The sequence below is a fragment of the Streptomyces sp. NPDC002809 genome, from assembly GCF_040295435.1.
In the GTDB taxonomy this organism is placed as follows: domain Bacteria; phylum Actinomycetota; class Actinomycetes; order Streptomycetales; family Streptomycetaceae; genus Streptomyces.
On the sequence record NZ_JBEOVJ010000016.1, the window covers coordinates 1 to 11,985 of the forward strand.

Annotated in this window: 13 protein-coding genes; 6 read left to right on the top strand and 7 right to left on the bottom strand. The window is 71.9% G+C overall.

Annotated elements, in window-relative coordinates; translation table 11 throughout:
* Positions 1–133: 133 nt before the first annotated feature.
* Positions 134–382 (bottom strand): hypothetical protein, encoded by a 249-nt coding sequence (locus ABT025_RS12845; protein WP_502971936.1) that lies wholly within the window; start codon positions 380–382, stop codon positions 134–136.
* A 279-nt stretch (positions 383–661) separates the two neighbouring features.
* On the bottom strand, positions 662–1,684 hold the full coding sequence (locus ABT025_RS12850) for a LacI family DNA-binding transcriptional regulator (protein ID WP_350993051.1): 1,023 nt from the start codon (positions 1,682–1,684) through the stop codon (positions 662–664).
* A 177-nt stretch (positions 1,685–1,861) separates the two neighbouring features.
* On the opposite strand from ABT025_RS12850, the gene ABT025_RS12855 reads away from it, so the two are divergent.
* Complete coding sequence (locus tag ABT025_RS12855; protein ID WP_350993053.1) at positions 1,862–2,329, top strand: type II toxin-antitoxin system PemK/MazF family toxin; 468 nt, start codon at positions 1,862–1,864, stop codon at positions 2,327–2,329.
* Positions 2,330–2,449: 120 nt separating this feature from the next.
* On the opposite strand, the gene ABT025_RS12860 is transcribed toward ABT025_RS12855, so the two are convergent.
* Positions 2,450–3,304, bottom strand: coding sequence for a TIGR02452 family protein (locus ABT025_RS12860; RefSeq protein ID WP_350993055.1), 855 nt, complete (start codon positions 3,302–3,304; stop codon positions 2,450–2,452).
* Positions 3,305–3,451: 147 nt separating this feature from the next.
* Here ABT025_RS12860 and egtA point away from each other — a divergent pair, with 147 nt between their 5' ends.
* The 4 genes from egtA to egtD are packed head-to-tail and all read left to right on the top strand — an operon-like array spanning position 3,452 to position 7,828.
* Positions 3,452–4,768 carry an ergothioneine biosynthesis glutamate--cysteine ligase EgtA gene (gene egtA, locus ABT025_RS12865; RefSeq protein WP_350993057.1) on the top strand — a complete coding sequence of 439 codons (1,317 nt, stop codon included), beginning with the start codon at positions 3,452–3,454 and terminating at the stop codon, positions 4,766–4,768.
* The gene (egtB, locus tag ABT025_RS12870) at positions 4,765–6,114 is read left to right on the top strand and encodes an ergothioneine biosynthesis protein EgtB (protein WP_350993059.1); all 1,350 of its coding nucleotides are present in this window, start codon (positions 4,765–4,767) and stop codon (positions 6,112–6,114) included. Before egtA ends, egtB begins: the two co-directional genes overlap by 4 nt.
* Positions 6,114–6,869, top strand: coding sequence for an ergothioneine biosynthesis protein EgtC (egtC, locus tag ABT025_RS12875; RefSeq protein ID WP_350993061.1), 756 nt, complete (start codon positions 6,114–6,116; stop codon positions 6,867–6,869). Before egtB ends, egtC begins: the two co-directional genes overlap by 1 nt.
* Positions 6,866–7,828 carry an L-histidine N(alpha)-methyltransferase gene (gene egtD, locus ABT025_RS12880; RefSeq protein ID WP_350993063.1) on the top strand — a complete coding sequence of 321 codons (963 nt, stop codon included), beginning with the start codon at positions 6,866–6,868 and terminating at the stop codon, positions 7,826–7,828. Before egtC ends, egtD begins: the two co-directional genes overlap by 4 nt.
* On the opposite strand, the gene ABT025_RS12885 is transcribed toward egtD, so the two are convergent.
* From ABT025_RS12885 to ABT025_RS12895, 3 genes are all read right to left on the bottom strand, one after another.
* The gene (locus tag ABT025_RS12885) at positions 7,771–8,616 is read right to left on the bottom strand and encodes a lysophospholipid acyltransferase family protein (RefSeq protein ID WP_350993065.1); all 846 of its coding nucleotides are present in this window, start codon (positions 8,614–8,616) and stop codon (positions 7,771–7,773) included. The two genes, egtD and ABT025_RS12885, sit on opposite strands and share 58 nt — an antisense overlap.
* Positions 8,613–9,440 carry a GNAT family N-acetyltransferase gene (locus ABT025_RS12890; RefSeq protein ID WP_350993067.1) on the bottom strand — a complete coding sequence of 276 codons (828 nt, stop codon included), beginning with the start codon at positions 9,438–9,440 and terminating at the stop codon, positions 8,613–8,615. Before ABT025_RS12890 ends, ABT025_RS12885 begins: the two co-directional genes overlap by 4 nt.
* Before the next feature lie 280 nt (positions 9,441–9,720).
* Complete coding sequence (locus tag ABT025_RS12895) at positions 9,721–10,977, bottom strand: extracellular solute-binding protein (protein WP_350993069.1); 1,257 nt, start codon at positions 10,975–10,977, stop codon at positions 9,721–9,723.
* 202 nt (positions 10,978–11,179) lie between these two features.
* Here ABT025_RS12895 and ABT025_RS12900 point away from each other — a divergent pair, with 202 nt between their 5' ends.
* Positions 11,180–11,395: a dodecin gene (locus ABT025_RS12900; protein WP_350993072.1), complete on the top strand. Its 216-nt coding sequence runs from the start codon at positions 11,180–11,182 to the stop codon at positions 11,393–11,395.
* 72 nt (positions 11,396–11,467) lie between these two features.
* Here ABT025_RS12900 and ABT025_RS12905 read toward each other — a convergent pair whose 3' ends face one another.
* On the bottom strand, positions 11,468–11,956 hold the full coding sequence (locus ABT025_RS12905; RefSeq protein ID WP_350993074.1) for a phosphatase domain-containing protein: 489 nt from the start codon (positions 11,954–11,956) through the stop codon (positions 11,468–11,470).
* Between the last annotated feature and the right edge of the window lie 29 nt (positions 11,957–11,985).

An 11,985-nucleotide genomic window follows, 5' to 3' on the forward strand; every position in this document is an offset into this window, starting at 1 on the left:
TTCCGTTCCGTCCCCAATTCCCTTGGTGCACCTTATCACGAAAAATATTTACGGGGCCCCGCCCCCGCTACTGCCCGGCCCGGCCCGCCCCCGGCCGGGCCCTGACTGTCGCGGTGCCGGGAGCAGGCCGGCGTCAGCCGTCCGCCTTCCGCTCCGAGACGCGGACCGAGAGTCCGTAGTCGAGCTCCGATCCGTCGATCAGCAGCGCCTCGACGGTGTGCGTCACGGGGTCGATGTCGGCGACCATGCCGTCGCCGGCGTAACGGGGGTAGCCGGACTCGCCCGTCTCACCGGTGGCGGCCACGACCGCCGAGCGGATGGCCGTGCCGGGACGGACGCTCCCGACAGCCCGGCTGCCGGAGCCCTCTGCGTCCGAGTCCAGGGCGTCCGAGTCCTCCGTCGCCGGCTCCTCGGCCCCGGCCTCCTGCACCCCGGCGTCCTGCGCGCCGGCCTCGCCGACGTCGCCGGAATCTCCGGGACCGGCATCACCGGACCCGGATTCCCCGGCACCGGAATCCTTCGCGCCTGCTCCCTTGTCCGCCGTGCCCTTGCGGTCGGTGAACGCGGGGACCAGCAGGATCTCGTAACTCTGCGGATGGCTCATGGTCATGACGCTAAGCAAGGGGCGTCCGCCGCGCATGTCGCCGCGCTGGCGGCCGTCTCAGCTGGACTCGCGGTGGACTGTCCGCGCCCTCAGCAGGTCGTGCCGTTCCGGTTCCGTCCCGGGGTGCTGAACCAGCCGGTCGACGAGGTCGGCCAGCGGCTGCAACGTGGCCAGTTCCATCCGTACGCTGCTGAGCCTGGGCCGCAGCAGCCTTCCCAGCATGGAATCGTCCGCGCCGACCACAGCGGTCTCCGCGGGCACCTCGACGCCTGCGTCCTGGAGGGCCCGCATCAGCAGCATCGCGTAGCTGTCGTCGTACGCGAAGACGGCGTCCAGACCGAGTGTGCGCCAACGGGCGGCCAGCCCGGCAGCCGATTCCTCCGTGTACCGCAGCGGGAGCTCCTCGATCCGGGCCCCGCCTGCCGCGGCGGCCTGCCGGGCACCGGCCAGTCGGGGGCCGGCGAACAGGTCGAGACCCGGTTCTGCGGGCATCACCACGCCGATCCGGCGCCGGCCGCGCTCCAGCAGGTGCCGGACGGCGCTGCCGCCCACCTCCCGCTGATCGGTGATCAGCGCGTGGGCGCCGGGCACCGGCTGCGGCCCGAGGGTGATGACCGCCTTCGCGCCGGAGCGCCGGAGCACGGCGATGCTCTGCGGGGCAAGGGGGACCGACGCCGGCGCAATGACGGCGACCGGCCGCAGTTCGGCCCAGGCACGGGCGGCGTCTCCCGGGTCCAGGCCGATCGAGCCGTACTGGACGACGGTGTAGTCGAGGCGGCGCAGGCCGGACTCCAGCCCGTGCAGGAAGCGGTGGTGCAGCGGCGCGGAGGGGAGGTTCGCGGTCGGCAGGAGCACCATGCGTGAGTGTCCGGCGCGCAGGCTACGGGCTGCCGCATGCGGTACGTAGCCGAGTTCGGTGGCGGCCTCCCGCACCCGGCGGCGGGTCGGATCACTGATCCGTACGGCCGAGTTGTTGTTGAGTACGTACGACACGGTGGCCCGGGAGACGCCGGCGAGACGCGCCACGTCGGCGCTGGTCGGAACGGGGCCTTCGGCGGGCTGCTTGGGTAACTGACTCATGGCGTCGGGCAGTCTTCCAGACCCGTTCGGCACGGGGACGCGCCGGGGCCCGGACCGGGTGTGAACCTCAGGTCGAGGTCCGGACGCGCCGGATGCGGGGGTGTGTCGGTCGCGGTCCGCGGACCGTACGGCGGACCCGCTCCCCACGAGGAGCCGTGCAGGTCCTACGGTGTTGCGATGACCATCCAGCACCGCAGCGACAGCAATGACGGCACGGCCGCCTTCCCCGGCCAGGCCGGTCCCGCCGCAACCTCCCAGGCCGACCCGCGCGACGTGGGTCCCGTTCGTACCTCGTACGCCCCCGACCGGGACGGCGACCCCGATCCGGGCGAGATCGTCTGGACCTTCGTGCCGTTCGAGGAGAACGACGGGCGCGGCAAGGACCGTCCGGTTCTCGTGGTCGCCCGCGAGGCGGCAGGCACCCTGCTCGCCGTGCAGTTGTCCAGTAAGCAGCATGACCAGGACCGGGAATGGGTGGCGCTGGGAGCGGGCCCCTGGGACAGCTCGGGCCGTCCGTCCTGGGTCGATCTGGACCGGGTGCTGCGGGTGCACGAGGACGGCATGCGGCGTGAGGCGTGCGCGCTCGACCGGGACAGGTTCGACCTGGTCGTCGGGCGGCTGCGGGAGCTCTACGACTGGCGCTGACGGCTGCCGGCGGGTCCGTCACGGCAGCCTCGCCCGGTCACGGACGCCGCCGGCCCGCCGCCGTGACGGGCCCGCCGGACCCGAACGGTCCAGGCCCGGTGCTCCGCCTGACGGCGAACCCTATGGCTCAACGTCAGCGTGAGAGTTACCCCCACAATCAAACATGCGATCGAATGCGGCGCGGGTGGGCGAGTCCTCGTTCCGGTCGAGGATGCCGAAGACGATCTGCTCGAAGTGGCCCGCGAAGCGGCCGCCGTCGGTGAGCAGGGCACGGAAGGCACCCGCCACCTCGGCCGGGTCGTTGCGGAACACGCCGCATCCCCAGGCTCCCAGCACCAGCCTGCGGTAGCCGCGCACCGCAGCGACTTCCAGCACCCGTTCGGCGCGTGCGGCAAGGGCTGCGGGGATGTGGTGCGCCAGCTCCGGGGTCCGGCTGCGGATCACCCCGGCGTTGGGTGCGGGCGAGGTGAGGAATCCCGCCGTGTACGGGGTGTCGAGAAGGCGTCCGCGGTCGTCGCGGAAGACGGGAACGCCCGGTGAGTGGATGACCCGGTCGGTGTAGAAGGCGCTGCGTTCGGCCCGGTGGTGGGCGTAGTAGTCGGGGGTCCGCAACAGCGTCGCGTACAGGGCCGACCCGCGGCACAGGGCCTCCTCCTGCGCCTGCGCCCCGTTGAGGTACCCCCCGCCGGGGTTGCGGGCGGAGGCGTAGCTCAGGACGGCGACCTTGCCGGGTCCCTCACCGGTCATCCGGGCGGCCGCACGGAGGCTGCTCTCTCCGGTCACCTCGATACGCGGTGTGCGGTTCCCGTCCAGCGCGGCGACATGCACCGGCTCGGGGCCGTACAGCCTGGTGCCCGAAAGGGCGGCGGCCAGCGCACGCTCGATGCCGACCTCCCGGCCCTGCGGTGTGCGGTAGCGGCCCGCCTCGACGATGGCCTCGGTCTCTCGCGCGATGCCGCGCAGCCGGGCGCTCATCGGCCCTCCCCCTTATGGTGCATACGGGGCATCGTCGACGCCTCCACGGCAGGGACGCAAGTGATTTTCCGACGCACAAGGCACTCTTGTGCGATCTCCCGACAGGGGTTTGGGTAGGACGGACGCACCGGAACAGGAGGCCCGGCCATGTCATCCGACGCACCCGGCGAACACCGTCCGCCCGAACAGGCCACGCCCATCGGCGAAGGCGAGGCGGAGGATTTACTGCGATGTATCTGCTTCAAGACAGGACCGCCTCGCATCGTGGGGGTCGAGCTCGAATGGCTCCTGCACGATCGCGAGCTGCCTCACCTTCCTGTCCCGCACCACCGTCTCGAAGCGGCCTCGACGGCCGTCCGGGCGCTGCCCCTGAACGCGGCGCTCACCTTCGAACCCGGCGGTCAGCTGGAACTCAGCTCGCGCCCTGCCGAATCACTCATGGCGTGCATCAACGACACGGCCGCCGATCTCGTCGCCGTACGTAACACTCTCGGCCGGCTGGACCTGGCTCCGGCCGGGTTCGGCGTCGATCCCTGGAATCCGCCGAACCGGCTGCTGCACCGGCCCCGCTACGACGCCATGGAGCTCGCGTTCGACCGGTCGGGCCCGGCGGGCCGGGCCATGATGTGCACGACCGCGTCCGTCCAGGTGTGCCTGGACGCCGGAGAGGAGGAGCCGGGACCGCTCGGGTACGGGCGGCGCTGGCAGCTGTCCCATCTGCTGGGTGCGGTTCTGGTGGCGGCGTTCGCCAACTCGCCTTTCCGGCTGGGGAGGCCGACGCCGTGGCGCTCGACGCGTCAGTCGCTGTGGGCGGACCTCGATCCGCTGCGCACGCTGGCCCCGGCCGGGCAGCTGCCGCCCCGGGACGCCTGGGCCGCCTACGTCCTCGACACGCCCGTCATGTGTATCCGGGGTGACGAGGGGCCGTGGACCGTGCCCAAGGGGCTCACCTTCCGTGACTGGATCCGCCACGGGGCACCGCAGCGCCCGGTCCGGGACGATCTCGACTACCACATCAGCACGCTGTTCCCGCCGGTGCGCCCACGCGGACATCTGGAGCTGCGCATGATCGACGCGCAGCCGGGTGACGACGGCTGGATCGTGCCGCTGGCCGTCACCACTGCCCTGTTCGACGACCCGGAGGCCGCCGAGACCGTGTACCGCACCGTCAAACCCCTGGCCGAGACGGCGGGCCCCCTGGCCGCACCGCGCAATCCGCTCTGGGTCGCGGCCGCCCGCGACGGGCTGGCCGATCCGGAGCTGCGGGCGGCGGCGGCCACCTGCTTCGAGCTGGCCCTGGAGGCACTCCCGCGGATGGGCGCCACGGAGGCCGTGCGGGACGCGGTGGCCGGCTTCCGCGACCGCTACGTCGCCCGGGGCCGCTGCCCGGCCGACGACCTGCGGGAACTGCTCACAACGGACCGGCGCCACGGTTCGGCCCACCCGAAGGGGACCCTCTCATGACCGACTCCCCCGCACCTTCGCCGTACGGGCCGCAGAGCCCGGACGCCCAGGACCCCGAGGTCCTCAGGGAGCGCGCGCTCGCCGCGCTGCTCACCGCCCGTGAGCGCACCGCACTTCTCACCGACAGTGTGGACGATCACGAACTCACCGCCCAGCACTCGCCGTTGATGTCGCCCCTGGTCTGGGACCTCGCGCACATCGGCAACCAGGAAGAGCTGTGGCTGCTGCGCGGCGTCGCCGGCCGGGAGGCCATGCGCCCGGAGATCGACGGCCTCTACGACGCCTTCGAGCATCCCCGGGCGTCCCGCCCCTCCCTTCCGCTGCTGGCGCCCGCCGAGGCCCGTTCCTACGCCTCGGAGGTACGCGGACGGGCCCTGGACGTACTGGAGTCCACGCCGCTGGGCGGCCGCCCGCTGCTGCGGGCCGGGTTCGCCTTCGGCATGATCGCGCAACACGAACAGCAGCACGACGAGACCATGCTGATCACCCATCAGCTGCGTTCGGGCCCCGCCGCGCTGAGCGCGCCCGAGCCGCCCCGGGCCACCGACGCGACCTCCCTTCCGGCGGAAGTCCTCGTCCCGGGCGGGCCGTTCACCATGGGCACTTCGACAGAGCCGTGGGCACTCGACAACGAGCGTCCCGCGCACCGGCGCGAGGTCCCCGGCTTCTTCATCGACACCGCGCCGGTGACCTGCGGCGCCTACCGGGCGTTCATCGAGGACGGCGGCTACACGGAGCAGCGCTGGTGGGCGTCCGAGGGATGGGCGATGGTGCGTGAGCACGAGCTGGCGGCGCCGCTGTTCTGGCACCGGGAGGCCGGGCAGTGGCTGCGCCGCCGCTTCGGGGTGACCGAGCCCGTCCCGGCGGACGAGCCGGTGCTGCACGTGAGCTGGTACGAGGCGGACGCGTACGCCCGCTGGGCCGGCCGCAGGCTGCCCACCGAGGCGGAGTGGGAGAAGGCGGCCCGCCACGACCCCGCGTCCGGGCGCTCCCGGCGCTACCCGTGGGGCGACGCGGACCCGACTCCGGAGCGCGCCAACCTCGGGCAGCGCCATCTGCGGCCCGCACCCGCGGGAGCGTACGCCGCCGGGCGCTCACCGTCCGGTGCCGGTCAGCTGATCGGCGACGTGTGGGAGTGGACGTCGAGCGACTTCCTGCCCTATCCGGGCTTCGCGCCGTTCCCGTACCGCGAGTACTCGGAGGTGTTCTTCGGCCCGGACCACAAGGTGCTGCGCGGCGGATCGTTCGCGGTGGACGCGGTGGCCTGCCGGGGCACGTTCCGCAACTGGGACCTGCCGGTGCGGCGCCAGATCTTCTCCGGATTCCGTACGGCCAGGGATCTCTGATGTGCCGTCATATCGCTTATGTAGGGCCGGAGGTGCCCCTGGGCGTGGTGCTGACACAGCCGGTGCACTCACTGGTCCGGCAGTCCTGGGAGCCGCGCCGACAGCGGCACGGGACCGTCAACGCGGACGGTTTCGGTGTCGGCTGGTACGCGGACGGGGACCCGGTCCCGGGCCGGTACCGTCGGCAGGGCCCGATCTGGGGCGACCAGACCTTCGCCGATCTGGCCCGGGTGGTGCGCAGCCAGGCCCTGCTGGGCGCGGTCCGGGACGCCACCGAGGCGGACCCGGACGGCGAGGCGGCGGCTGCACCCTTCAGCGGCGGCGGTGTGCTGTTCAGCCACAACGGAGCGGTGAAGGGCTGGCCGGGATCGGTGGCCCCGCTGGCGGCGACGCTTCCCCCGGCCGAGCTGCTCCGGCTCACCGCCCGCTGCGACTCCGCACTGGTGTGGGCGCTCGTGCAGCACCGGCTTGCGGCGGGCGACGCGCTCCCGCAGGCAGTCGCAGACACGGTGTGGGAGGTCGCCGAGGCGGCACCCGGCTCCCGCCTCAACCTGCTGCTCACCGACGGCCGCACCATCGTGGCGACGGCCTGGGGAGACACCCTGTGGTATCTGGCCGAGCCCGGCCGGCACACGGTCGTCGCCTCGGAGCCGTACGACGACGATCCCCGCTGGTGCGAGGTCCCCGACCGAACGCTGCTGACCGCGACCCGCGCCGATGTTCTGCTGACCCCGCTCAAGGAGCCCACCGAGTGAGTCCCTTTCTGCTGACCCGTACCCTGCCGGTGGACGCGACGGACGCGGCGCTGCGCGCCGATGTGCTGCACGGTCTGACCCGGCTCCCCAAGACGCTGCCGCCCAAGTGGTTCTACGACGCCCGCGGCAGTGACCTGTTCGAGGAGATCACTCGGCTGCCCGAGTACTACCCGACGCGCGCGGAGCGGGAGATCCTGATCGACCGGGCGGCCGAGATCGCCGCCGCCTCCGGTGCCCGGACGCTCGTGGAGCTGGGATCGGGTTCCTCGGAGAAGACCCGGCACCTGCTGGACTCGCTGCCGGAGCTGCACAGTTACGTGCCGGTCGACGTGAGCGAGAGCGCGCTGCGCGGCGCGTCGAAGGCGCTGCTGGAGGAGCGGCCGGGGCTGTCCGTGCACGCGCTGATCGCCGACTTCACGGCGGAGATGTCGTTGCCCGCCACTCCGGGTCCCCGGCTGGTGGCGTTCCTCGGCGGCACCATCGGCAATCTGCTGCCTGACGAGCGGGCCTCGTTCCTCTCCTCGGTGCGGTCGCTGCTCTCCCCCGGTGACACGCTGCTGCTCGGGACGGATCTGGTGAAGGACGAGGCGGTGCTGGTCGCGGCGTACGACGACGCGGCCGGAGTGACGGCCGCTTTCAACCGGAACGTCCTGTCGGTCGTCGACCGGGAGCTGGGCGCCGACTTCGCACCGGACGACTTCGAGCACGTGGCCCGGTGGAACCCGCAGCAGGAGTGGATCGAGATGCGGCTGCGGGCCCGCCGGGCGCTCACGGTGAAGATTCCGGAACTGGATCTGCTGGTGTCGTTCGAGGCCGGTGAGGAGGTGCGGACGGAGGTGTCGGCGAAGTTCCGCCAGGACGGTGTGCGGGATGAACTCGCCGCTGCGGGCCTTCGGTTGAGTCAGTGGTGGACCGACTCGGCAGGCAGGTTCGCGCTGTCGCTGGCCACAGTGGACTGAGCCAGTCCGGCCAGTGCGCGGCGGCCGTGGACGCTGCTCGCCGGGATCGGCGGCATGACGTGGATCTCGGCGGTCAGTCCGGCCGCCCGCACCACCCGCCACAGGGACACGGCCAGCGGATCGTCACCGACGAACGCGGCGGCCCCCGCGGCGGCCCCGCGCACCCCGGCAGCGTCGCGGTAGCGGATGCGGACGGGCTGGACCGCGGCTTCGGCGTCGATCGCCGCCTGGAAGGCCGCGGGCCGGAACCGGCCGCCGGGCCCGCGGCCGCACCATGTGCTGCCTTCCGGGAAGACCACGACCCTGGCCCCGCCCCGCAGCGCCGAGGCCAGGGCTTGCACGGTCGCGGGCAGCGCGCGCAGCCGTTCGCGCTCGACGAAGAGGGTGCCTCCGAGCGCGGCCAGCGGTCCCAGCAGCGGCCAGTTCCTGATGTCGCTCTTGGCCAGCATCCGGCCGGGACACACTGCCGCGACCAGAGGGATGTCCAGCCAGGAGACGTGGTTGGCCACGACGAGGACCCCAGGCCCGTCCCGGTGTCCCTCCGGCCGGCCGACGACGTGCATCCTCACCCCGAACGCGCGGAGCACCCCGTGCGCCCACGCCCGGGTCAGCCGCTCCCGGCGGACGCGGCCCAGGAGCAGGGCGGGCGGGGCGCACAGAGCGCCGGTGAGGGTGAGCGCGCAGCCGGCGAGCAGCAGGGCCGCTGCCGGGACCGGGTGCCGGGCGGCGCCGTCGTGGGTGGCGCAGCCGGGCGGGGTGCAGGGCGAGACGGGCAGCCAGGTGCTCATTGCTGCGGGGCGAGCGAGAGGAAGTGGCGCAGGTAGCGGGGATCGGTGGCACGCAGCGAAAGCAGGACGTACAGATCGGCGACGTTGAACTCGGGGTCGTGGGCCGGTGCTCCGCAGACCCGCGCGCCGAGCCGCAGATAGCCGCGCAGCAGGGGCGGGAGCGAGGACAGCCCTCCGGGACCGTCCGGGAGCGCGGCCGGGGGCTGCCAGAGGCGGTGCGGGGAGACCCAGTACTCCTCGGGTGCCAGGTGCTTCGTCCGTACGGTCTCCCAGGCCCGGCCGGCCGCCGTCCCGCCGTCGGACAGGGAGATCGAGCAGCAGCCGGCCAGCCAGTTGTGTCCGCTGCGCTCCATGTACCGGGCGAGACCGGCCCAGATGAGCGCGATGACGGCGCCGTCCCGGTGGGCCGGGTGGACGCACGAGCGGCCGACCTCGACCAGGTCGTCACGGACGGACGCGAGCCGGGTGAGGTCGAACTCGCTCTCGGCGTAGAGGCGTCCGGCGATCCGTGCGCGGTCGGGCGGCAGCAGCCGGTAGGTGGCGACGATCTTGCCGGTGGCCGCCTCCCGGACCAGGAGGTGGTCGCAGTACGCGTCGAAGGCGTCGCTGTCCAGGCCGGGTTCGGGGCCGTCCAGCCGGGCGCCGAACTCGGCCGCGAAGACCTGGTGGCGCAGCCGCTGGGCGGCGCGTATCTCCGCCTGGTCCACGGCGAGGGAGACCCGGTAGCGCGGCGGCCCGTCGGTGACGGTCCGGTCGGACTGCTGCGCCGGAACGGACGGGACGGCGGCGGGGGTGGCAGGGGAAGCGGTGGGCAGCACATGCATGACGGACTCCGGGGACGGGTCGGCAAGGGCGGCTGCCGGGCCCCGCGCAGTCGCGGGACCCGGCCCCTCCTACTTCTTCCGTGACCGGCTGGATTCGACGTGACCACCATGGAGAGCCGGGATGTGCGACGGCTGAATCCCGCGGTGCGCTGCGGCCGGCCGCACCCCGCGGTGCCGTGCGGCGGTCCTGCCGCACCCCGCTGCGCGAGGGGGACCGCCGTACCCCGCAAGGGCGCGGTCACCCCGCCGTACCGCGCGGGGGTGTGCGACGGCTGCCGGGTCAGCTGCCCGCGAGCAGCGCGGTGATCTTCTCGGACGCGGTCTTCGCCTCGGTCGCGGGATCCCCGCCCTGGAGGACCGCCGTCATGAAGGGCTTGATCGGGTTGGCGGCCTCGACGGCCGCCCACTGCGGCGAGTTCGGGGTCGCGTGGCCCCGTGCGGCTCCTTCGGCCATCGCGGCGGTGCTCTGCTCACCCTCGATGACATGAGCCAGGGAGGGCTTGTTGGGAACGTAGCTCATGGCCTTGGCGAGTTCCTCCTGCCACTTCGCCCCGGCCAGCGCCTTGATGACCTCGTACCCCGCGCTGCGCTGGTCCGCCTTCTGCGGGATGATCAGGTCGGAGCCGCCGGTGAATACGGAACCGGGCGCCTTCGCGGTCTTGCCCGGTATCGGGAAGTAGCCGAGCTTTCCCTTGAGTTCGGGGTTCGCCTTCTCGATCAGTGTCGCGCTGCTGGGGGTGGAGATGATCTGCGCGACATTCCCCTCGGCGAACACATCGCTCTGCGGGGGCTTTTCCTCGTCCGCGTCCTTGGGGCCGTCGCCCAGCGCCTGGAGCTCGGAGTAGAAGTCCATGCCCTTGAGCGCGGCGGAGGTGCCCAGAGTGCCCTGCCAGTCGCCGTTCTTGTCGCTGGCGAGTTCGCCGCCTTCGTCCCAGATGAATCCCGCAAGCACGTACCAGTTCTGGCCGGGCAGATACATGCCCTGGTTGCCGTCGCGGTTCAGCTTGCCGGTGTCCTCGATCCACTGTGCGCGCGTCTTCGGCGGGCTCTTGATTCCCGCCTGCTCGAACAGGTCCTTGTTGTAGATCACTACACGGTTGGCCGCGTACCACGGGATTCCGTACTGGACACCACCGATGCTGCCCGGCTCGGCGAGGCCCGGCAGCCAGTCCTCGCTGCCCAGATCACGCATCGACTCCAGGGTGAGGTCGCGCAGGTTGCCGCTCTCCGCGTACTGGGCGACCTGAGTGTTCCCGACCTCGATGACGTCCGGGGTGTCCTTACCGCTGAGGGCTTCGAGAACCTTCGGTCCGATTCCGCTCCAGCTCTGAATCTTGAACTCCAGTTCGACCGAGGAGTGCTCCTCCTCGTACGACTTCTTGAAGCGTTCCAGGAAGTCGGCGCTGACGCTGTCCTTCATCAGCCAGATCGTGACCTTCTTGCCGCCCGAACCGTCCGACCCGGGGATCATTCCGCACCCGCCCAGCGCAACGGTGGAAATCAGGGCGATGGCTCCGACAAGCATGCGGTTCTTCACGAGGGTCACCTTCTGCGAAACGGCAGGACAAAATTGCGGACCCGGTGTGGGGGACTGCGGGCTGCGCTCGCACGGGCGTGGCTGGATTTTGGTATGGACCAATACTTTGGTCAAGGGCCGTTCCGGAAGGACCGCCGCTCCGCGACCTCTCGCGAACCGCGCCAAGGTGGGGCACCTTGGTAGGGACGAGAGGGGACACATCATGTCGAATCACACGTATCGCGTCACCGAGATCGTAGGAACCTCCCATGAGGGCGTCGATGCGGCCATCCGCAACGGCGTCGCAAGAGCCTCGGAAACGTTGCACAATCTCGACTGGTTCGAGATCACCCAGGTGCGCGGACAGATCAAAGATGGCCAGATCGAGCACTACCAGGTCGGCCTGAAAGTGGGCTTCAGGCTCGACGACAAGGAGTGACGGATCCGGCCCCGGTCCCCGGCAGCAACGGCCACCCCCGGGCCCCGCACAACAGACGGCTCCCGCCCTCGCTCAGGTGCGCCCCTCGCGCTCCTGAGCGTCCTTCAACGCGGGCGAGGTCTGCGCCCAGCGGGCCCGCACCGCCGTGAATCCCGCCTGTTCGGCGGCGTCGCAGACCAGCTCGTCGTCGTCCACCAGCATCCGCACCTCGCGGTCCCGCCCCATCCGCTTCAGGATCTCCAGCTTGGTCCTGCGGGCCGGCCGCCGGTCGTCGTTGCGCCGCATGTGGAGCCGCCCCTCGGGCAGCCCCTGCCGGGCCAGCCAGGCCACGGTGTCCTTGCGGCAGCGCTCCGGGCGTCCGGTGAGGTAGACGACCTCGCACTCCTCGGAGCTGCTCACAGCGAGCCGTACGCCTTCGGGCAGGGGCGGGTCGTCGGGCGCGGCGGCGAAGAAACCGGCCCAGTCGCGCCGGGGCCCCTCCAGGAAGTGCTGCCGGTGGCCGGTGTCAGCGAGCGTGCCGTCCAGATCGAATACGGCCAACGGCCGGGCGTCGTCTCTCATGCGCCCAGCAAACCAAGGTGCGACAGCGT